The organism is Marinomonas pontica, assembly GCF_026191375.1.
GTDB classification, from domain to species: domain Bacteria; phylum Pseudomonadota; class Gammaproteobacteria; order Pseudomonadales; family Marinomonadaceae; genus Marinomonas; species Marinomonas pontica.
On record NZ_JAODTL010000017.1, the window covers coordinates 1 to 21,010 of the forward strand.

Sequence of the window (21,010 nt, forward strand, 5' to 3'; positions counted from 1 at the left end):
CCGACGATGGCTTACACATAAAGCAGTCAGATATTACAAAAGGCAACGAGGCCCAATCACTTTTCTAAGAAAAGTGATTGGGCCTTTTTTTGTTTTCAACAAAGTGAGCAGCGTGAGGAAGACCCATGACGGCAACCAGCAAAAAAACAACTTGTCCATATTGTGGTGTTGGGTGTGGCGTTAATGTCACGATTCCACACTCAGTAGACGACATTGTTCCGCCTGTATCTGGAGATCTGGAGCACCCTGCTAATTTTGGTCGCTTATGCGTAAAAGGCAGCAGTCTTGCTCAAACCCTGCGTTCGGATGATCGCTTATTAACACCCATGGTGGCAGGGCAGGCTGTATCGTGGAATGAAGCAGTAGAGACGGTTGCGGATAAAATTGCTCAGGTTGTGAAAGATCATGGTCCTGATGCGTTTGCTTTTTATCTTTCAGGCCAAATTTTAACGGAAGATTATTATGTGGCGAACAAGCTCGCCAAAGGTTTTATTGGTACGGCGAACGTGGATACAAACTCACGTTTGTGTATGGCGTCCGCTGTCGTTGGTTACAAGCGGGCTTTTGGTTCGGACACTGTGCCTTGTAACTATGAAGATTTAGAGCGCTGTGATCTGTTGATTATGGTTGGTTCAAACGCGGCGTGGACACACCCGATTTTATATCAACGTATAGCGGCCGCGAAAAAACAGCGCCCTGAGATGAAAATCGTGGTGATTGACCCACGAGAAACGGCGACCTGCGATATTGCCGATATGCATTTGGCGATTAAGCCGGGCAGTGACGCCGCGGTGTTTTCTTACTTATTACAGTGTTCTGCTCAAGCGGGTATTTTGGATGAGGGTTTTATCGCCAATCACACAAATGGATTTGACGAGGCATTCGCTCAAGCCAAATCTTCAACCCCCACGTTGTCCTCTGCGGCCGCCTTTTGTGGCGTCAGCGAACAGGATCTTAATCGTCTTGTAGGCTGGTGGAATGATACGCCGAAGACAGTGACGTTTTATTCTCAAGGAGTAAATCAATCCTCATCTGGCGTGGATAAATGCAACGCGATCATCAATTGTCATTTGGCGACAGGTCGAATTGGGGTGGAGGGCGCAGGGCCTTTTTCAATTACTGGACAACCCAATGCGATGGGTGGACGTGAAGTGGGCGGTTTGGCGAATCAATTGGCGGCGCACATGGATTTCGCGACACCGGGCGCACAAGAGTTGGTGCAGCGCTTTTGGCAAGCGCCCAATATGGCAACGGAAAATGGCTTAAAAGCCGTAGATTTATTCCAAGCGATGGAAGAGGGTAAAGTGAAAGTGGTGTGGATTATGTCCACCAACCCAATGGTGAGCTTACCAGATACGGCTCAAGTTCGACGCGCGCTGGAAAAGTGTGAACTGGTGATTGTCAGTGATTGCAAGGCGCACACTGATACCACTGCGATGGCTGATGTTTTGTTTCCTGCAACAGGTTGGAGTGAAAAAGACGGTACGGTGACCAATTCAGAGCGACGTATTTCACGTCAGCGTGGATTGTTGCCAGCGCCAGGCGAGGCGAAGCATGACTGGTGGGCGATTTGTGAAGTCGCAAAGAGTCTGGGGTTTCAATCGGCTTTTTCTTACCGAAATGTCCACGAGATTTTTAATGAGCATGCGGCCTTATCGGCGTTTGAGAATAATGGTCGACGTGATTTTGATATTGGTCATTTTAGCCAAATGACCAAGGAAGAATACGACGCCTTGGTGCCTGTGCAATGGCCTGTACCTAAAGGGCGTCCAGAAGGCACGAAGCGCATGTTCGAAGACGGGCGCTTTTTTACCTCTGACGGTCGAGCGCGATTTGTTGCCATTTCCCCAAGCTTACCTCAGCATCAAGCTTCGCCAGCGTGGCCATTTACACTGAATACCGGTCGGGTTCGCGATCAATGGCATACTATGACGAGAACCGGTGATGCGGCGTCTTTGGCAAAGCACACAGCGCAGCCTTATGTTGAGATCCATCCAAAAGATGCAAAGCGTCTTGGTATCGAAGATAAATCCTTGGTTCGTCTGGTTTCCCCTTTAGGGCAGGTATTGCTAAAAGCAAAACTGAGCCGAGCGGTTGCACCAGACAATGTGTTTGCGCCAATTCATTGGACTCAACAATTTGCCAATGCGTCTGTGGTGTCGAATCTTATTCCACAGGTGGTGGATCCCTTGTCTGGACAGCCAGAATCCAAACACGCTCAAGTGAGGCTAGAAGCGGTGGCCGACATCAGCTACGGCTTGGTGATTTCCGCGGTACCGTTGACCTTGTCTGATTGCTTGTATTGGTGCCAAGTGCCTTCTGAGCAAGGTTATCATTACGAAGTGGTTTGGCCGAAGGGACAAACGCAAGCGACGTTAAAAGCCATGGACCTTAAATTGCCTGATCAATCTCATGATGTGGCGGAATGGTTAGAGTATTCGAACCCAGTTACTCAGCAAATTCGATTGGCGAAAGTTGTCAATCAAAGGCTGTCATTGTTGGTGTATGCGCATCCGCAACCAGAGTCCATTATGGCCGATTGGCTGATTTCGCAATTAGCCATAAATACCACACTGTCTATGCAAGATCGCTTGGCCATCTTGGTGGGCACGCCGGCCAATATTGAAGAAAAAGGTGAGATTATTTGCTCTTGTTTTCAGGTAGGCAGTAAGCAAATTGAAAAAGCCATTGCGTCGGGAGTGTGTTCTGTTGATGAGTTGGGAGGCAAGTTGAAATGTGGCACAAATTGTGGATCTTGTTTACCTGAATTAAAAAGGTTTATTCCCTTGAACACGGAGTTAGCAGTATGACGATTTACACCGGAAATGAATTTACTCAATACGTCAAAATCTTGGGAAGAGGAAAAAAAGGCGCCCGGAGCTTAACGATTGATGAAGCAGAACATGCGATGAGCTTGATGCTTTCTGGTGCTGTGGCACCGGAGCAGTCGGGAGCATTCTGGATGCTGATTCGCATTCGTGAAGAGACAGTGGAAGAAACGGTGGGCTTCACTAAGGCGGCACGTCGCTATTTATCTTCAAAAACGGCATTAAATGTATCGGTGGATTTGGATTGGCCTGCGTATGCTGGAAAACGCAATGAGTTGCCTTGGTTTTTATTGGCGGCGTTGGCGTTGGCAAACTCAGGGGTAAAAATTGTGATGCATGGGCATTCCTTTGCGGAAGAAGACCGAATGTACGTTGAATTTGCCATTTCTCAATTAGGAATCAACCTCTGTGAATCGCTAGCAGAGGTAGAGGTCTCGCTGGCCAACCTAAATTTTGCGTATATTCCATTAGAAAAAATAGACTCCACGTTAGGTGCGATGATGGACTTGAAATACATTTTGGGGCTGCGCTCACCGGTAAATACGGTGGTTCGTATGATGAATCCTTTTTTTGCAGAGCACAGTGTGCATGGTGTGTTTCATCGCGGGTACGATTTGCTGCATCTTTCTGCTTGCAAGCAGTTGGAGGATAAATCTGTGTTGGTTTTCCGAGGAGGAAATGGTGAAGCGGAAGTGAATCCAGAGCGAGACGTAACGCTGGGCAAATGGCAAAATGGGCTCGCAAGTTGGTCGACTTGGGCGAAAGCGGAAAAGGAACATAAGCGGCTGAAAGATTGCTTGGATTTGTCTCGACTCACCGATCATTGGTGTGGGCATCAATTGGATCAATTCGGTGAACAAGCAGTACGTCAAACAATGGCGTCTGTTGCTGGGTTGTTATTTTCGATAGACTCCCATGACGAGTGTTTGGCATTGGCTGACGATATTTGGTCTCGACGTGACAAAACGGTATTGCACTGCGTTAATTAAAGAAACGAGGGTAAAGTGGCGCTAATGTCATTGTCTGCCGCCATATTGGCGGGTGGAAAAGCTGAGAGAATGTCCCATCAAGACAAGGGGCTAATGCACTACCAAGGGACGCCGATGGCTTTGCTGGTTGGTCAGGCATTGCGACATGTGGCGGACCATGTGTTTGTGAATGCCAATCGAAACTATGAGCAATATAGTGAACTGGGTTTTGATGTTGTCGCCGATGAAGAGGCGTATCTAGGAATGGGGCCGTTATCGGGTTTGATGACGTGTTTAAACACGGCGAATTCGTCACATCTGCTGATATCGCCTTGCGATACCCCTTGTATCACTCATGAAGCGTTTACCTTGTTACAACAAGTGTGTATATCCGCCCCAGAAAGTATTTATTATTTAAGTGACTCTTTGGGTATTCATCCACTGCATGCCATTCTGCCTGTGGCCTCGGCGCGGGCGTCTTTGTCAGTTTTTTTGAGCACTGGAAATCGCCACAGTGTTATGGCGTTTTATGATTATTTTGGTTGTGAATCTGTGGAGTGGAAGTACAGCGATCAATTGTTAAATGTCAACACTCCCCAGCAGCTGCTGCGTTGATTCAGAGTGGCTGTTTAACGGATTCGATGTCTAGGTGGTAAGATTCACCGTCTTCTTTGTGCTCAAGTTTAACCAGAAGGTAATCGAGTGAGGGGGCAAACCAAAAGGACGTCTTTTTTCCTTTTTCCAGATTATCGGTGCGGATGATTTTGATGGCGGACAGTCGGCCGATTTTAGTGTCGATTATTTCCATTTTGTCCCGTTTGAAACGCCAATTCTTAATATAACCACCGTCAGCAATTTGGTAATCGAATTCACTTTTCCCTAGCTTTAGGTCTTGTCTTACTTGCAATTGTATTGAGAGTTTATCGAGTGTTTGTGGGTTGATTGCCAGATTCCAAGGCTTGTCTTTGACATCGTTCCGAACAAGGTTGTTGTCCCAATCAAAAGTGAGGGTTGCGGTTCTTTTTTTACCAAGGGCTGAGCTTCTGTATTGGTATTTGATAGGGATGATTTGATGGTTTTTTACATGAAACGTGGATGATTCATCGAGGGAAGCAATCATGCTGTCCGCTGAAAAGATAAACTTCCATTGGTCGTTATTTTGCTTTGTTAAGGTTTGTTTGCCTTCCACTTTTAGGCTAATGCCTTTTTTCCAAATAGTGCTGTACACCGCGGAATAGGGCTCAAGAAAGGTGTCTTTTGATGCTGTTTCGGAGGAAAAAGAAAGTATGGGATAACACATAAAAAGAACCATAAAAACAGCCGTTAAGCACGTTGGGGTTTTATGTGGTCTCATACTTTCTCCTACATCATGTTAGAGTTTCTTGATAAAGCACACCGTTTACGGGTAGTGGTTTTTTATCTAGAAAAGCGTTTCCGTCATGGAATGTTAATCTCTCTTCACTAAACCATTTTACCGCTAGTGGATAGATTATGTGTTCAAGTGCATGGACTTTTGTTGCCAGTGTGTCTGCCGTTTCTTTGCTTGTAATCTCTGTACTTGCTTGAAGAATGACAGCACCTGCATCCAGTTCTGGACTCACAAAATGCACCGATACGCCATGCTCTTTTTCGTTGGCATCAATAGCACGTTGGTGCGTATTCAATCCTTTGTATTTTGGAAGCAAGGAAGGATGAATGTTGAGCATTCTACCTTCGTAATGTTTCGCAAACGTTTCAGTGAGAATACGCATAAAACCAGCGAGAACAACCAGCTTTGGTTGATATTGATCAATGAGTGCTTGTAGCTCTGCATCGAACGCTTCTCGGCTATCAAATGATTTATGGCTCAGCGTGTGGGTGGGGATTCCAGCCAGTTTTGCACGTTCTAAGCCATAAGCCTCTGCTTTGTTGCTGATGACTGCGCAGATATCGATATTGAGTTGTCCTTGCAGGCTTTGATCTATCAAAGCCTGCAAGTTGCTACCGCTGCCAGAAATTAAGACAACGATGGGATAACTCATGCGTTGCCCTCTAGATCAGAGATCACAACGTCTTTACCGCCATTGCGTGGACGAATGTCACCAATAATCCAAGCGTTTTCGCCTTCTGCTTTTAGAATCGCAAGCGCTTCTTCTGCTTTGTCGGCATCAATAGACAGTACCATACCAACACCACAGTTTAATACGCGGTACATTTCTTCTTGCTCGACATTTCCTTGATCTTGCAACCAGTCAAACACAGCAGGGCGTTTCCAGCTGTTGGCATCGATGTAGGCTGCCGCGTCTTCTGGTAGAACACGTGGAATATTTTCAAGTAGGCCACCACCGGTGATGTGAGCCAGTGCGTTCACAGAAATGGTTTCCATTAACGTAAGAATGGATTTTACATAAATGCGAGTAGGTTCCATTAACGCGTCTTTTAATGCAACACCATCAATGTCTTGGTTCAAGTCGGCGTTGCTAACCTCAAGAATCTTACGGATCAACGAGTAGCCATTGGAGTGTGGACCAGACGATCCGAGTGCAAGAAGGGTGTCACCTGCTTTAACATTGCTGCCGTCAATAATGGCATCTTCTTCAACTACGCCAACGCAGAAGCCGGCCAAATCGTAATCGCCATCATGGTACATGCCTGGCATTTCTGCTGTTTCGCCGCCTACCAATGCACAGCCTGCTTGCAAACAGCCTTCACCAATACCCGTTACAACGTTTGCTGCAACATCAACATCTAATTTGCCTGTTGCGTAGTAATCTAAGAAAAGTAGAGGCTCAGCACCTGCGACAACGAGGTCGTTGACGCACATAGCCACAAGGTCAATACCAATGGTGTCGTGCTGGTTAAGATCCATCGCCAAACGAAGTTTTGTACCAACACCGTCTGTGCCAGAAACAAGAATAGGGTTTTTGTATTTTGTTGGAAGACGCGTCAAGGCACCAAATCCACCCAGACCACCCATGACTTCAGGGCGACGAGTTTTTTTGCTTACGCCTTTAATACGTTCAACAAGTTGATTGCCTGCGTTAATATCTACGCCTGCGTCTTTATAGCTAATGGAGGGTTTATCCGACTTGGTCATTGCCTATGCCTTATCATGGTACGAGGAAAAAAGGCATTTTAGCATAGTCGCGCATTAGGGCTATGGTTCTTTGCAATTAAGACAGTAGAATAGGCAAATAAACGAAGGAAGGGTTATGAATTCTCGTATATTTTTATTACTTATTAGTGTTTTTTGTACGTCTTTGGCCAATGCTGTCCCCGTTCAGGGTCTTTATAGTGCTGAAATTAATCTACCGGCAACGCAGTCGGAAGCCAAAATGTTAAATGATGCATTTAGTTTGGCTGCTGAAGATGTGTTGATTAAAGTGTCAGGTGACAAAAACGCCATTTCGGGTGCGTTATTGGCACAGGCTAAAAAAAGTGCGTCAACATGGGTTGCCCAGCATTCTGTCGCTTCTTTGAGTGAATTGCTGCCATCTGAAGATGGTTTGGTCCCCGGGAAAAAAGTCAAGGTGGCTTTTTATCAGGAGTCGATAGACCGCTTTTTATCTCAAAACAATCTCCCTGTATGGGGGGACAATCGTCCTTCTGTCTTGGTCTGGTTGGTGAGTGAAAATAACGGTGTGCGTACCTTGTCGGGATCAAGAGCGCCTTCTGATGCATTGAATCAGTTTGCTCATTCAGCCAGTGTGATGGGGGTGCCTGTTTACGCGCCTTTGTTTGATGAGGTGGATCAAAAGAATTTATCCGTGTCGGACGTTTGGGGCTTTTTTGAAGACAGCATATTGTCGGCCAGTAAGCGATATCAGACCGATTCAGTTGTGGCTTTGCGAGTCAGTAACTACGCAGGCCAAATGGACGGTAATTTGTTGGTGCTTTTGAAAAATGGTGAAACAGAGCGCTTTTCACTGCATGGCGATTCACTTGAAGGTGTGATTGATCAGGCCAGTGTCTACTTGGCTAAAGTGTTCTCGTCTCGATACGCTTCTGTTCGCAATGGTGGATCCGCAAGTCGATTAAATATTCAGGTCGTTGGTGTGACAAATTATGCGATCATGAGCAAAGTGCAATCTTACTTAGAAAGCATTGGTTTGGTTCGTGATGTGATGTTAGTGCAGGTTGATGGTGAAAAAGTGGAGTTCTCTGTAGAGATCGACGGCGACAAGCAAAAATTATTTAACAGTATCTCGTTAAGTCGGTTGCTGATTGATGCGCCGTTAAATGCATTAGACCCAGATGCTAATCGAGTCGTGTCATACCAATATGGTGGAGTGAAGTAGATGACAGAATTATTAGAAGAGCAGGTTGTGCCAAGGGATTTCTATGCTCGTTCAGCGGAAGAGCAAGAAGATTTTTGGCGCAAACGTGGTGCAATCACTGTCAGGAAGTTGATCTTGGTATGATAAATCCTAAAGAATTTGAGTCGAAAGATCGTATTTGGATTGAGGGTGAATGTGTAAAGTGCGGAAACACTACCGTTACTGAAATTGTTGAAGACGACGAGTAGTTTTATTGGCCTTAGCGATTTAGTTACCTAAAATTTAATGCGCTAAATAAAGAAGCCCCAGCCATTTGAAAGATATGGTCGGGGCTTTTTATTTTCTGAGCAGGCTCTACTTATTTAGTTGGGTAGTCGCGCTCAGGCTGACCAACATACAACTGGCGAGGACGGCCAATTTTGTATGGTCCACTGATCATTTCATTCCAATGAGAAATCCAACCAATGGTGCGTGACATAGCAAAAATCACAGTAAACATACTGGTTGGGATACCAATTGCTTTCATGATGATGCCTGAGTAGAAGTCCACATTAGGATAAAGCTTACGCTCTACGAAATAAGGGTCTTCTAGGGCAATTTGCTCAAGACGTTTGGCAATTTTAAGCAGCGGGTCATTAGACATGCCTAGTTCAGCCAGCACCTGGTCGCAAGTTTCGCGCATCACTTTGGCACGAGGGTCAAAGTTTTTATAAACGCGATGACCAAAGCCCATTAGTCTGAATGGATCGTTTTTGTCTTTTGCTTTTGCAATGAATTCATCGATGTTTTCTACGTCACCGATCTCTTCAAGCATTGTCAAAACCGCTTCGTTTGCGCCGCCATGAGCAGGCCCCCAAAGCGTTGCAATACCAGCAGCAATACAGGCAAATGGATTCGCGCCAGACGAACCCGCTAGACGTACTGTGGACGTAGACGCGTTTTGTTCGTGATCAGCGTGAAGAATAAAGATTCGATCCATTGCTTTAGCAAACACTGGGTTGACCTTGTAGTCTTCACAAGGGGTTGCGAACATCATGTACAAAAAGTTTTCTGCATAAGATAAGTCGTTACGTGGGTACATAACAGGCTGATCTTTAGAGTATTTGTAACAAATCGAAGCCAAAGTCGGCATTTTTGAAATTAAGCGAAATGCCGCAATTTCACGATGCTTTGGATTGTTGATATCCATGTGGTCTTGGTAGAAAGCAGACAGTGCACCAACTAAACCACACATGATCGCCATTGGGTGGGCGTCATTTCGAAAGCCTTCAATGAATTTGTGCATCGATTGGTTCACCATAGTGTGTTTACCAACCGTTTTTTCGAACTTTGCTTTTTGCTCTTTATCAGGAAGTTCTCCGTAAAGCAGCAAGTAACATGTTTCTAGATAGTCTGAATGTTCTGCAAGCTGGGCAATTGGGTAGCCTCGGTGCAAAAGAATGCCAGCGTCGCCATCTATGTAAGTAATAGAGGATTCACAAGAGCCGGTAGACATAAATCCTGGATCGTAGGTGAATACACCGTTAGCACCTAAGCTACGAACGTCTATAACGTCTGTGCCTAAAGTACCTGAAAGAACAGGAAGTTCGATAGCTTTATCGATCCCATCCACTTTGAGTAGCGCTTTTTTATCAGCCATTTATGGTCTCCTTCGTATTCCGGTTCTGAGCTAAAAGGTCGTAGGTTGACTCTATCTAGTCCAGAAGGTGCGGAAAAAATACTGTCTCTAGACTATAAAAGTCAATCTTGTTCACTTGCACTCTTTTTACATTATGGTGCGATATTTTGTAATTTACTGACAAAACAGTGAAGGTGGGTGAAGTTAAGGTGAAGGCGTATTGGTTTTATCTTATTGAAATATATGGATTTAATTGTTTTTTTGAAGGCTAAAGTTTATGTAATTTTATACCATTATTGTTTGAGGTTATGGCTACATTCATTTGATGAATGGTGATCATTGAAAACCCCATGTCCAGTCTATTTGTCTTAGTATTTTTCGCTGGTCTATAATTGCGCCTCAGACGATTTCATTGATTTGTTGTTGCTAATGAATAAAAGAGAGTCGCTTTTAAGCATTTGTTTGCAAATCGATGAGATTTTCAAAGTAGGCCTATGACGTCGCTATACTATGATCTAACTGTAAGAATAGCACGTATAGACATTGGGTCGTGATTGACCATTCAATCAATACAAAATGGTGTAAAAAGTCGTGAATAAAAAAAGACCAGTCAACCTTGATATTTCAACAATATCAATGCCCGTCACAGCAATCGTGTCTATCCTTCACCGTGTAACAGGAATCATCCTTTTTGTAGGGTTGGCTTTCTTGTTTTATGCGTTCGATCTTTCTCTGGAGTCTCAAGAAGGGTTTGATCAGGTAGTGAATGCATTGCAAACTAATTTCCTTGTGAAATTTGTGATTTGGGGTGTTGTTTCTGCATTGATGTACCACTTTGTAGCGGGTGTAAAACACTTGTTTATGGATATGGGGTACTTTGAAGAATTAGAAAGTGGACGTAGTGCTGCTATCGCAAACATTGTGATTGCTGTCGTTCTTATTGTGTTAGCAGGAGTTTGGATATGGTAACTCAAATCACAAGTTTTGGTCGCTCTGGCCTTTATGACTGGATGATGCAGCGTGTATCTGCCGTTGTGTTGTCTTTGTACACTGTTTTTATCATTGGGTATTTGTTGCTAAACCCTGATCTTACATACGATCAGTGGAGTGCTTTATTTGAAGCAACTTGGATGCGCATATTCAGCTTGATGGTTCTTTTGTCTATCGGTATGCATTCTTGGATTGGCTTGTGGTCTATTTCGACTGACTATATTAAAGCAACAGGTGCTCGTTTCTTCTTTCAATCTCTATGCGGTCTTGTAATGTTTGTTTACATCGTATGGGGTGTTCAGGTTCTTTGGGGGCTATAAGTAATGGCAAATATTCGTACTATTTCTTTTGATGCCATTGTTATCGGTGGTGGTGGCGCAGGTATGCGTGCTGCACTTCAGTTAACAGAGTCTGGTTTGAATACGGCTTGTGTTACTAAAGTATTCCCAACACGTTCACACACTGTTTCTGCGCAAGGTGGTATTACCTGTGCGATCGCAAGTGATGATCCAAATGACGATTGGCGCTGGCACATGTATGACACCGTAAAAGGGTCAGACTATATTGGTGACCAAGACGCGATTGAGTACATGTGTTCTGTTGGTCCACAGGCTGTATTTGAATTAGAACACATGGGCTTACCATTCTCTCGTACAGAGCAAGGCCGTATTTATCAGCGTCCATTCGGTGGTCAATCTAAAGACTTCGGTAAAGGCGGACAGGCTGCTCGTACTTGTGCTGCAGCTGACCGTACCGGACATGCTTTGCTTCATACGCTTTATCAAGGCAACCTTAAAGGCGGCACGACTTTCTTTAACGAGTGGTACGCTACGGATCTTGTGAAAAACAGCGAAGACGCAGTTGTTGGTGTCATTGCAATTTGTATCGAAACGGGTGAAACCGTTTACCTTAAAGCCAAAGCAACCGTTATTGCGACTGGTGGTGCGGGTCGTATTTTCCAATCTACAACCAATGCGCATATCAATACAGGTGATGGTGTTGGTATGGCATTGCGTGCTGGTTTCCCTATGCAAGATATGGAAATGTGGCAATTCCACCCAACAGGCATTTATGGTGCGGGTACGTTGGTAACGGAAGGTTGTCGTGGTGAAGGTGGTTACCTGATCAATAAAGACGGCGAGCGTTTCATGGAGCGTTATGCGCCTAATGCGAAAGACCTTGCAGGTCGTGACGTTGTGGCTCGTTCTATGGTTCTTGAAATTCTTGAAGGCCGTGGTTGTGGTCCTGATGGCGACCATGTATTGCTCAAGCTTGATCACTTGGGTGAGGAAACTCTTAACAAGCGTTTGCCAGGTATTCTTGAACTTTCACGTACCTTTGCGCACGTTGATCCAGTAAAAGAGCCAATCCCAGTTATCCCAACATGTCACTATATGATGGGTGGTATTCCTACGAACATCGGCGGCCAAGCTCTAGAAGCAGAATGATGCTGGTGAAGACGTGGTAATCGATGGTTTGTATGCTTGTGGTGAAGCGGCTTGTGTGTCTGTCCATGGTGCAAACCGTCTTGGCGGTAACTCGCTGCTAGACTTGGTTGTTTTTGGTCGCGCGGTCGGTTTGCATGTTAAGAAATCTTTGGATGAAGGTTTTGACTCTTTAAGTGCAAACGATACAGACATTGAAAAAGCCATGGTTCGCTTGAATCGTCTTAATAACTCCACTGGTGGTGAGAGTGTTGCGGCTGTTCGTGCAGACCTTCAACGTGTAATGCAGCTTTACTTTGGTGTATTCCGTGATGGTGAAGCAATGCAAAAAGGCTTGGCTCAATTGAAAGAAATTCGTGCTCGAGTTGAAAATTTGCACTTGGAAGATAAGAGCCAGGCATTCAATACGGCGCGTATTGAAGCGTTGGAACTTGAGAACCTATTAGAAGTTGCCGAATCAACAGCTATTCCAGCGGAATTCCGTAAAGAAAGCCGTGGCGCGCATGCTCGTAACGACTTCACTGAACGTGATGACGAAAACTGGTTGAAGCATTCTTTGTTCCACCCAGCAGGTAAAAACGTAACTAAACGTGACGTTAACTTTGCTCCAAAAACAATGGAAGCTTTTCCACCTAAGATTCGTTCATACTAAGGAGTTATATCAATGTTGGTTAGTATTTATCGCTATAATCCTGAAGTGGACGACGCTCCTTACATGCAGGACTATGAAGTTGAGCTACCAGAAGGTAAAGACCTGATGGTGCTTGATGTATTGAATTTGTTGAAAGCTAAAGACCCTAGCATTTCATACCGTCGCTCATGCCGTGAAGGTGTGTGTGGTTCTGATGGTATGAACATGTCTGGTAAAAATGGCTTGGCTTGTATCACTCCAGTGTCTGAAGCGGTTAAGAAAGGGAAATTGGTCTTGCGTCCATTGCCTGGTCTGCCTGTTGTTCGTGACCTTGTTGTTGATATGGGACAGTTCTACAAACAGTACGAAAAAATTCGTCCGTTCTTGATTAATGATGCGCCAGCGCCAGCAATTGAACGTTTGCAAAGCCCAGAAGAGCGCGAGAAGCTTGACGGACTTTACGAATGTATCTTGTGTGCATGTTGTTCTACAGCTTGTCCGTCTTTCTGGTGGAACCCTGATAAGTTTGTTGGTCCATCTGGTTTGCTGCAGGCTTATCGTTTCTTGGCGGATAGCCGTGATACAGCGACACAAGAACGTTTAAGTGATCTTGATGATCCGTTCAGTGTATTCCGTTGCCACGGTATCATGAACTGTGTAAACGTTTGTCCTAAAGGGTTAAACCCAACTAAGGCAATTGGTAATATTCGTACTATGCTGTTACAAAGAGCGACCTGATGGCAGCTGGTGTGGTCTGTAGAGATAATTTAGCGTGACCACCCGAATCGGCGGCTTGAACTTTGCTTCAATGCCGCCATTTTTGCATATTCTAATGTAGAGAATGCAACAAAAAGAATTTAAAATTCGATCTTTACGGGCAAGGAAGCACAAAGAGAAGTCACTAACTCTGTGATTATGGATTCAAAGTGTGATGTTATTTTAATGTTGTGCTTTTAGTGGCTTGGTATTGACCGTAGAAGGGCGAAAGTAGCTGGAAATAAACAAAAAAATCGAGGCTTTAATAGCCTTACGGGCCTGATTAAATGATCGATCTTTTTATAGATCGATACCGGGACCCCGGTAGCTGGCTCGAACATAAGGGTGATCGAGAATGCACGAAAGTTTAATGGAGTTGCTGTGGAGCACCTCTCATTTTTCAGGTGGAAACCTGGAATATGTTGAGGGGTTGTTTGAAAGCTACCTCGTCGATCCGAACTCTGTGTCGGAAGAATGGCGTAAATGTTTTGATCAATTGCCTCGTGTAAGCGAAGCGCAGTCAACTGATCTTCCTCATTCCGTGATTCAAGAACAGTTTTTGCAAATTGGTAAGAATAAGTTCCGCTCTATGCCTGTTTCTTCAGGTCAAGTGGCGAGCTCTGATCATGAGCAGAAGCAAATCGGTGTTTTGCAGTTGATTAATGCCTACCGCGTTCGAGGGCATCAGCATGCAACATTGGATCCACTTGGATTGCAAAAACGTGAGAAGGTAGCTGATTTAGATATTGGTTATCATCAATTAACAGGCGCAGATTTAGACACTACATTTAACACTGGTTCTTTGTTTTTTAATAAAGAGTCATTGAAGTTAAGTGAAATCGTCTCTGAACTTGAAAAAACCTACTGTGGAAGCATAGGTTATGAATTTATGCACATTGTTGATACGCAAGAAAAAGCGTGGCTTCAACAACGTGTAGAGTCTGTTCGTTCTCGCCCAGAATACTCTCAAGAAACCCGTGAAAGCTTATTAGAGCGTTTGACTGCAGCGGAAGGCCTAGAGAAATACCTTGCTAGTCGTTATCCAGGTGCAAAACGTTTTGGTCTTGAAGGTGGCGAGAGCTTAATCCCAATGGTCAATGAGCTGATCCAGCGTTCTGGTGCACTGGGTGCAAAAGAAGTCGTGATTGGTATGGCTCACCGTGGCCGTCTAAACGTATTGGTTAATACGTTGGGTAAGAATCCAAAAGATTTGTTTGATGAGTTTGAAGGTAAAAAACTTGTTAATACGTCTGGTGATGTTAAATACCACCAAGGTTTCTCATCAAATGTGATGACGGCGGGTGGGGAAGTTCATATTGCCCTATCATTTAACCCGTCTCACTTAGAAATCGTATCTCCTGTAGTGGAAGGGTCTGTTCGTGCTCGTCAAGACCGCCGTAAAGACACGACCGGTAAGACAGTCGTTCCTATCTCCATTCATGGTGATGCTGCCTTTGCTGGACAAGGTGTGGTTATGGAGACATTCCAGATGTCTCAAACTCGCGCTTATCGCACAGGTGGTACAGTTCACATCGTTATTAACAACCAAGTTGGTTTTACAACAAACCGCCAAGAAGACTCGCGTTCTACTGAGTACGCAACAGACGTTGCTAAAATTATTCAGGCGCCGATTTTCCACGTAAATGGTGATGACCCAGAAGCTGTGTTGTTTGTGACTCAGTTGGCTTTGGATTACCGTTACGAGTTTGGTCGTGATGTTGTTATCGATATGGTGTGTTACCGTCGCCGTGGTCACAACGAAACAGACGAGCCTTCTGGTACTCAACCGTTAATGTACAGTGTGATCAACAACCTTAAAACCACACGTACTCTATATTCAGAGCGCTTGGTTGCTGAGTCGGTTGTTACTCAAGATAAATCCGATCAAATGGTTAACGAAAACCGTGAAGATCTAGACAATGCTCGTCATGTATCTAAGAGCCTTGTTCTGGAATCTCAGTCAGGTGCGTTTGTTGATTGGAAACCATATCTTGGCGTTGAATGGACGGATGCGGGTGACACAACGTACCCACTTGCTAAACTGCAGGAAGTTGCTAAAAAGTTAACGAGCATTCCTGATGGTGTGGTGATGCAGCGCCAAGTTCAGAAAATTTATCAAGACCGCGATAAAATGACAGCGGGTGCTTTGCCTCTAAACTGGGGTTACGCAGAAACGCTAGCATTTGCTACCTTATTAGAACAGGATTACCCGATTCGTATTACGGGGCAGGATTCTGGTCGTGGTACTTTCTCGCATCGTCACGCTGTGATTCATAGCCAAAAAGATGGCAGTACTTATATTCCACTGAAGCATTTGTCTGAAGATCAACCAACATTGGATCTGTACGACTCTTACCTTTCAGAAGAAGCGGTATTGGCGTTTGAATATGGTTATGCAAGTACATCACCGAAAGGCTTGGTAATCTGGGAAGCGCAGTTTGGTGATTTCGCCAATGGTGCGCAGGTGGTTATTGACCAATTTATTACCAGTGGTGAGCATAAGTGGGGTCGCCTATGTGGTTTGACTATGTTGTTGCCTCACGGTTATGAAGGTCAGGGCCCAGAGCACTCTTCTGCAAGACTTGAGCGTTTCTTACAGCTGTGTGCCGAATACAATATTCAAGTGTGTGTGCCGACAACACCGTCACAAATCTTCCATATCATTCGTCGTCAAGCGATTCGTCCAATGCGTCGTCCGCTTATCATTATGTCTCCTAAGAGTTTGCTGCGTCACAAACAAGCAATTTCAACATTAGAAGACTTGGCGGAAGGAAGCTTTAAAACAGTATTGCCGGAATCATCTGAAACAGTTACAGCGGATAAAGTAAAACGCATTGTTCTTTGTAGCGGTAAGGTTTACTACGACTTGATTAATCGTCGTGAAGAGCTAGAAAAAGATGATGTTGCTGTGATTCGCTTGGAGCAGTTGTACCCATTCCCATACGCTGACCTTGAGTCTGTATTGGAACAGTACAAAAATGTTGAGAGCTTGGTATGGTGTCAAGAAGAGCCTAAAAACCAAGGTGCTTGGCATGCCAACCGTCACCGTATGAATCGTGTATTGGAAAAACTGTACCCAGAACTGAAAATCCGCTTTGCGGGTCGAATTTCTTCTGCTGCACCAGCAGCGGGTTACATGTCAATCCATGTTGAAGAACAAGAAGCGCTGGTCAACGACGCATTAGTTGGTTAGTACCATAGCCTGTCAGAGAGATAAGGGTATAAAATGAGCATTGAAATTAAAGCACCTACTTTTCCAGAATCTGTAGCAGACGGAACCGTTGCTACTTGGTACAAGCAGCCAGGTGAAGCCTGTGCACGTGATGAGCACATTGTAGACATCGAGACAGATAAAGTTGTCTTAGAAGTGGTTGCACCTGCTGATGGTGTGTTGAAAGAAATCTTAAAAGCGGAAGGCGACATCGTATTGAGCGATGAAGTGTTGGCTGTGTTTGAATCGCGTGCAGCAGCATCGGCAGCGCCAGCTGAAAAAGCCGCAGCACCTGCTGCCGCTTCTGCTTCTGCATCAGCAAAAGAAACCGTTCAGATTAAAGCGCCGACTTTCCCTGAGTCTGTTGCAGACGGTACGGTTGCAGCTTGGTATAAACAGCCTGGTGAAGCTTGTGCCCGTGATGAGCACATTGTTGACATCGAAACAGATAAAGTTGTTTTAGAAGTGGTTGCACCTGCTGATGGTGTTATCGGTGACATCTTGAAAAATGAAGGTGACACGGTTCTTAGCGATGAAGTATTGGCTAACTTTTTAGTTGGCGCGTCTGGTGAAGCAGCAGCGCCTGCTGCGGTTGCCGCTCCTGCAGCCTCCGAGTCTGATGAAGATGGTGTGGCGGGTCCTGCCGCACGTAAAGCACTTTCTGAAGCGGGTTTGACTGCGGCTCAAGTAAAAGGCACAGGCAAAGGCGGACGTATTACCAAAGAAGACGTTGATGCCGCTGTAAAAGCAAAACCTGCGTCTGCGCCAGCACCAGCAAAAGCAGCCCCTGCTGCGATGCCAGCATTGGGTGCGGATGGTCGAATTGAGAAACGTGTACCAATGACGCGTTTGCGCGCAACCATCGCTAAGCGTCTTGTAGAAGCTCAGCAAACAGCTGCTATGTTGACTACTTACAACGAAGTAAACATGGGTCCTGTCATGGAACTTCGCAAAAAGTACAAAGACTTGTTTGCGAAGACACATAACGGTACCAAATTAGGTTTTATGTCTTTCTTCGTGAAAGCGGCGACTGAAGCACTTAAACGCTTCCCAGCAGTGAACGCCTCTATTGATGGCAACGATATGGTTTACCATGGTTACCAAGACATTGGTGTTGCTGTGTCTACTGACCGCGGTTTGATGGTGCCAGTGCTTCGTAACACAGAAGCGATGGGTCTTGCTGATATCGAATCTACTATTATGGATTTCGCGCTTCGCGGTCGTGATGGCAAGCTAGGTATGGATGACATGCAAGGTGGTACATTCACTATCACTAACGGTGGTACATTCGGTTCATTGATGTCTACGCCGATTATCAACCCACCACAAACAGCAATTTTGGGTATGCACAAAATCCAAGATCGCCCAATGGCTGTAAATGGTCAAGTTGTGATTCAACCAATGATGTATTTGGCTCTTTCTTATGACCACCGTATGATCGATGGTAAAGAAGCGGTTCAATTCTTGGTGACAATCAAAGAGTTGCTAGAAGACCCAGCTCGTCTTCTACTTGAAATCTAAACATTCGTACCAATTTACTTGTATGAATTGACTACTAAGCAACGCTTTAAACAGCGTTGCTTAGTTTGACTGATAAATGGGATATCTTATGTCTGATAAATTTGATGTTGTTGTAATTGGTGGTGGCCCTGGTGGTTATGTGGCTGCAATCCGTGCTGCTCAGTTAGGTCTGAAAACAGCGTGTATCGAAAAATGGTTAGACAAAGACAACAAGGCTCGCTTAGGTGGAACTTGTTTGAACGTTGGCTGTATTCCTTCAAAAGCGTTGTTGGATTCTTCGCACAAATACCATGATGCAAAAGAAGCGTATGGCATTCACGGCATTAGCGTTGGTGATGTGTCTATGGACGTTGATGCGATGGTTAATCGCAAAGACAAAATCGTAGACCAATTGACCAGTGGTATTACTGGCCTTTTCAAAGCCAACGGTGTAACTAGTTTTGAAGGTTTCGGTAAAGTTTTAGCGAACAAGAAAGTGGAATTCACTGCCCATGATGGCAGCGTGACTGTTATCGAAGCTGAAAACGTCATTTTAGCTACCGGTTCTGTTCCAGTAAACATCCCACCAGCTCCTCGCACTGGCGATATTATCGTTGATAACGAAGGTGCCCTTGATTTCCGCGCTGTGCCAAAACGTCTTGGCGTTATCGGTGCAGGTGTTATCGGTCTAGAGTTGGGTTCTGTATGGGCTCGTTTGGGTTCTGAAGTGGTTGTTCTTGAAGCGCAAGATTCTTTCTTGAGCCTATGCGACCAAGATCTTGCTAAAGAAGCCGCTAAAATCTTCAAGAAGCAGCATTTAGACATTCGTCTTGGCGCTCGTGTTACGGGAAGCGAAATCAAGGGTGAAGAAGTTGAAGTGACTTACCTTGATTCTAAAGGCGAAGAACAAAAGCAAACGTTTGATAAGTTGATCGTTGCTGTAGGTCGTAAGCCATTTACTCAAGGTTGTTTCTCAGAAGATTCTGGCGTGAAGCTAGACGAGCGTGGTTTTGTCTTTGTTGACGAGCAGTGCCGTACTTCTGTTCCTGGTGTTTACGCGATTGGCGATATTGTTCGTGGTCCTATGTTGGCACATAAAGCATCTGAAGAAGGTGTGATGGTTGCTGATATCATCGCTGGCCATAAAGCACAAATGAATTACGATTGCATCCCATCTGTTATTTACACTCACCCAGAGCTTGCTTGGGTTGGTAAAAATGAGCAAGAGCTTAAAGCAGAAGGTGTTAAGTACAAAGTGGGTAAATTCCCATTCGCAGCGTCTGGTCGTGCAATGGCCGCTAATGACACTGATGGTTTCGTTAAGATGATTGCTTGTGAAGAAACTGACCGTATTCTTGGTTGCCATATTATTGGTGGTCATGCGGCAGATTTGATCGCACAAGCGGTTATTGCAATGGAATTTGGTTCTACAGCAGAAGATATTGCTTTGACTGTATTTGCTCACCCAACAGTAAGTGAAGCAGTGCATGAAGCAGCATTGGCGGTAGATAACCATGCGATCCACATCGCGAACCGTAAAAAGCGTTAATAAAAATTAGATTTGCCGGCCAATGAGCCGGCAATTTCTGTCTTAACGGGCAGAGCTTATGTCAACCATTCAGATGAGCGGAAGAATCAAATGAACTTACATGAATATCAGGCTAAACAGCTTTTTGCTGAATATGGCCTGCCAGTATCTACAGGGTACGCAGTAGACACGCCAGAAGCGGCGGTTGAAGCAGCGAAGAAAATTGGTGGTGACAAGTGGGTTGTTAAAGCTCAGGTTCATGCTGGTGGTCGCGGTAAAGCAGGCGGTGTAAAGCTTGTTGATTCTTATGAAGAAGTTGCTGCGTTTGCGCAGAACTGGATCGGTAAAAACCTAGTAACTTACCAAACTGACGAAAAAGGTCAGCCAGTTACTAAGATTCTTGTTGAGTCTTGCACAGACATCGCAAACGAATTGTACCTAGGTGCGGTTGTTGACCGTTCTACGCGCAAAGTTGTTTTCATGGCGTCTACTGAAGGCGGCGTAGAAATTGAAAAAGTAGCGGAAGAAACGCCTGAACTTATTCATAAAGCGATCATTGACCCTCTAGTAGGTGCTCAACCTTACCAAGCGCGCGAAATGGCGTTCAAAATGGGTCTTAACGCTGCACAGATCAAGCAGTTCACTAAGATCTTCCTTGGTTTGTCTCAAATGTTCCACGACTACGACTTCGCTCTACTAGAGATCAACCCTCTAGTAATTACTGACGAAGGTAACCTTCACTGTCTAGACGGCAAAATCAACATTGATAGCAATGCGGTTTACCGTCAGAAGAAAATGCAAGAGTTCCACGATCCATCTCAAGAAGATGAGCGTGAAGCACATGCTGCACAGTGGGAACTTAACTACGTTGCACTAGACGGAAACGTTGGCTGCATGGTAAACGGTGCTGGCCTAGCGATGGGCACAATGGACATCGTTAACCTACACGGTGGCAAACCAGCTAACTTCCTAGACGTTGGTGGCGGCGCGACGAAAGAGCGTGTTGCTGAAGCGTTCAAAATCATCCTTTCTGATGACAATGTTAAAGCGGTATTGGTTAACATCTTCGGTGGTATCGTACGTTGCGATATGATCGCTGAAGGTATTATCGGTGCGGTTGAGCAAGTAGGCGTAAACGTGCCTGTTGTTGTTCGTCTTGAAGGTACAAATGCTGAACTAGGTCGTGAAGTTCTTGCGAACTCTGGTCTAGATATCATTGCTGCATCAAGCTTGAAAGACGCGGCTGAGCAAGTAGTTAAAGCTGCGGAGGGCAAATAAT

16 protein-coding genes and 1 pseudogene are annotated in these 21,010 nt (G+C 45.0%); 13 read left to right on the plus strand and 4 right to left on the minus strand.

Going from position 1 to position 21,010, the window contains the following annotated elements; genetic code table 11:
• Nucleotides 1-125 precede the first annotated feature (125 nt).
• Genes N5P32_RS02285 through mobA form a run of 3 tightly spaced genes read left to right on the plus strand, consistent with a single transcriptional unit; the run spans nucleotide 126 to nucleotide 4,411 of the window.
• Nucleotides 126-2,810 (plus strand): nitrate reductase, encoded by a 2,685-nt coding sequence (locus tag N5P32_RS02285; protein WP_265727581.1) that lies wholly within the window; start codon nucleotides 126-128, stop codon nucleotides 2,808-2,810.
• Nucleotides 2,807-3,817 (plus strand): glycosyl transferase family protein, encoded by a 1,011-nt coding sequence (locus N5P32_RS02290; RefSeq protein WP_265727582.1) that lies wholly within the window; start codon nucleotides 2,807-2,809, stop codon nucleotides 3,815-3,817. The genes N5P32_RS02285 and N5P32_RS02290 overlap by 4 nt, the downstream gene beginning before the upstream one ends.
• A gap of 24 nt (nucleotides 3,818-3,841) precedes the next feature.
• Nucleotides 3,842-4,411 (plus strand): molybdenum cofactor guanylyltransferase, encoded by a 570-nt coding sequence (mobA, locus tag N5P32_RS02295; protein ID WP_265727583.1) that lies wholly within the window; start codon nucleotides 3,842-3,844, stop codon nucleotides 4,409-4,411.
• 1 nt (nucleotide 4,412) lies between these two features.
• On the opposite strand, the gene N5P32_RS02300 is transcribed toward mobA, so the two are convergent.
• Genes N5P32_RS02300 through purM form a run of 3 tightly spaced genes read right to left on the minus strand, consistent with a single transcriptional unit; the run spans nucleotide 4,413 to nucleotide 6,872 of the window.
• Complete coding sequence (locus N5P32_RS02300; protein ID WP_265727584.1) at nucleotides 4,413-5,150, minus strand: DUF3108 domain-containing protein; 738 nt, start codon at nucleotides 5,148-5,150, stop codon at nucleotides 4,413-4,415.
• Between the two features lie 13 nt (nucleotides 5,151-5,163).
• Nucleotides 5,164-5,817: a phosphoribosylglycinamide formyltransferase gene (purN, locus tag N5P32_RS02305; protein ID WP_265727585.1), complete on the minus strand. Its 654-nt coding sequence runs from the start codon at nucleotides 5,815-5,817 to the stop codon at nucleotides 5,164-5,166.
• Entirely contained in the window at nucleotides 5,814-6,872 is a 1,059-nt protein-coding gene (gene purM, locus N5P32_RS02310) for a phosphoribosylformylglycinamidine cyclo-ligase (protein ID WP_265727586.1), read from the minus strand. Before purM ends, purN begins: the two co-directional genes overlap by 4 nt.
• Before the next feature lie 115 nt (nucleotides 6,873-6,987).
• On the opposite strand from purM, the gene N5P32_RS02315 reads away from it, so the two are divergent.
• Nucleotides 6,988-8,073 carry a DUF2066 domain-containing protein gene (locus tag N5P32_RS02315; RefSeq protein ID WP_265727587.1) on the plus strand — a complete coding sequence of 362 codons (1,086 nt, stop codon included), beginning with the start codon at nucleotides 6,988-6,990 and terminating at the stop codon, nucleotides 8,071-8,073.
• On the plus strand, nucleotides 8,074-8,196 hold the full coding sequence (locus tag N5P32_RS17905) for a hypothetical protein (protein WP_322783809.1): 123 nt from the start codon (nucleotides 8,074-8,076) through the stop codon (nucleotides 8,194-8,196).
• Between the two features lie 214 nt (nucleotides 8,197-8,410).
• On the opposite strand, the gene gltA is transcribed toward N5P32_RS17905, so the two are convergent.
• Nucleotides 8,411-9,691, minus strand: coding sequence for a citrate synthase (gene gltA, locus N5P32_RS02325; protein ID WP_265727588.1), 1,281 nt, complete (start codon nucleotides 9,689-9,691; stop codon nucleotides 8,411-8,413).
• A gap of 570 nt (nucleotides 9,692-10,261) precedes the next feature.
• Between gltA and sdhC the strand changes: the two genes are divergently transcribed.
• From sdhC to sucC, 8 genes and pseudogenes are all read left to right on the plus strand, one after another.
• On the plus strand, nucleotides 10,262-10,639 hold the full coding sequence (gene sdhC, locus N5P32_RS02330) for a succinate dehydrogenase, cytochrome b556 subunit (protein ID WP_110571769.1): 378 nt from the start codon (nucleotides 10,262-10,264) through the stop codon (nucleotides 10,637-10,639).
• Nucleotides 10,633-10,980 carry a succinate dehydrogenase, hydrophobic membrane anchor protein gene (gene sdhD, locus N5P32_RS02335; protein WP_072839974.1) on the plus strand — a complete coding sequence of 116 codons (348 nt, stop codon included), beginning with the start codon at nucleotides 10,633-10,635 and terminating at the stop codon, nucleotides 10,978-10,980. Before sdhC ends, sdhD begins: the two co-directional genes overlap by 7 nt.
• 3 nt (nucleotides 10,981-10,983) lie before the next feature.
• Nucleotides 10,984-12,757, plus strand: a pseudogene (gene sdhA, locus N5P32_RS02340) (succinate dehydrogenase flavoprotein subunit).
• A gap of 12 nt (nucleotides 12,758-12,769) precedes the next feature.
• Nucleotides 12,770-13,474 (plus strand): succinate dehydrogenase iron-sulfur subunit, encoded by a 705-nt coding sequence (locus N5P32_RS02345; RefSeq protein WP_265727589.1) that lies wholly within the window; start codon nucleotides 12,770-12,772, stop codon nucleotides 13,472-13,474.
• Nucleotides 13,475-13,847: 373 nt separating this feature from the next.
• Nucleotides 13,848-16,685 (plus strand): 2-oxoglutarate dehydrogenase E1 component, encoded by a 2,838-nt coding sequence (locus N5P32_RS02350; protein ID WP_265727590.1) that lies wholly within the window; start codon nucleotides 13,848-13,850, stop codon nucleotides 16,683-16,685.
• A gap of 33 nt (nucleotides 16,686-16,718) precedes the next feature.
• Nucleotides 16,719-18,224 (plus strand): 2-oxoglutarate dehydrogenase complex dihydrolipoyllysine-residue succinyltransferase, encoded by a 1,506-nt coding sequence (gene odhB, locus N5P32_RS02355; RefSeq protein ID WP_265727591.1) that lies wholly within the window; start codon nucleotides 16,719-16,721, stop codon nucleotides 18,222-18,224.
• An 88-nt stretch (nucleotides 18,225-18,312) separates the two neighbouring features.
• Nucleotides 18,313-19,752, plus strand: coding sequence for a dihydrolipoyl dehydrogenase (lpdA, locus tag N5P32_RS02360; RefSeq protein WP_265727592.1), 1,440 nt, complete (start codon nucleotides 18,313-18,315; stop codon nucleotides 19,750-19,752).
• Between the two features lie 90 nt (nucleotides 19,753-19,842).
• Entirely contained in the window at nucleotides 19,843-21,009 is a 1,167-nt protein-coding gene (gene sucC / locus N5P32_RS02365; protein ID WP_265727593.1) for an ADP-forming succinate--CoA ligase subunit beta, read from the plus strand.
• Nucleotide 21,010 lies beyond the last annotated feature (1 nt).

Excerpts from the sequence above, each read along its gene's own strand:
- N5P32_RS02285 (WP_265727581.1), top strand. The coding sequence starts at position 126 with ATGACGGCAACCAGCAAAAAAACAACTTGTCCATATTGTGGTGTTGGG.
- N5P32_RS02290 (WP_265727582.1), top strand. The coding sequence starts at position 2,807 with ATGACGATTTACACCGGAAATGAATTTACTCAATACGTCAAAATCTTG.
- mobA (WP_265727583.1), top strand. The coding sequence starts at position 3,842 with ATGTCATTGTCTGCCGCCATATTGGCGGGTGGAAAAGCTGAGAGAATG.
- N5P32_RS02300 (WP_265727584.1), bottom strand. The coding sequence starts at position 5,150 with ATGAGACCACATAAAACCCCAACGTGCTTAACGGCTGTTTTTATGGTT.
- purN (WP_265727585.1), bottom strand. The coding sequence starts at position 5,817 with ATGAGTTATCCCATCGTTGTCTTAATTTCTGGCAGCGGTAGCAACTTG.
- purM (WP_265727586.1), bottom strand. The coding sequence starts at position 6,872 with ATGACCAAGTCGGATAAACCCTCCATTAGCTATAAAGACGCAGGCGTA.
- N5P32_RS02315 (WP_265727587.1), top strand. The coding sequence starts at position 6,988 with ATGAATTCTCGTATATTTTTATTACTTATTAGTGTTTTTTGTACGTCT.
- N5P32_RS17905 (WP_322783809.1), top strand. The coding sequence starts at position 8,074 with ATGACAGAATTATTAGAAGAGCAGGTTGTGCCAAGGGATTTCTATGCT.
- gltA (WP_265727588.1), bottom strand. The coding sequence starts at position 9,691 with ATGGCTGATAAAAAAGCGCTACTCAAAGTGGATGGGATCGATAAAGCT.
- sdhD (WP_072839974.1), top strand. The coding sequence starts at position 10,633 with ATGGTAACTCAAATCACAAGTTTTGGTCGCTCTGGCCTTTATGACTGG.
- N5P32_RS02345 (WP_265727589.1), top strand. The coding sequence starts at position 12,770 with ATGTTGGTTAGTATTTATCGCTATAATCCTGAAGTGGACGACGCTCCT.
- N5P32_RS02350 (WP_265727590.1), top strand. The coding sequence starts at position 13,848 with ATGCACGAAAGTTTAATGGAGTTGCTGTGGAGCACCTCTCATTTTTCA.
- odhB (WP_265727591.1), top strand. The coding sequence starts at position 16,719 with ATGAGCATTGAAATTAAAGCACCTACTTTTCCAGAATCTGTAGCAGAC.
- lpdA (WP_265727592.1), top strand. The coding sequence starts at position 18,313 with ATGTCTGATAAATTTGATGTTGTTGTAATTGGTGGTGGCCCTGGTGGT.
- sucC (WP_265727593.1), top strand. The coding sequence starts at position 19,843 with ATGAACTTACATGAATATCAGGCTAAACAGCTTTTTGCTGAATATGGC.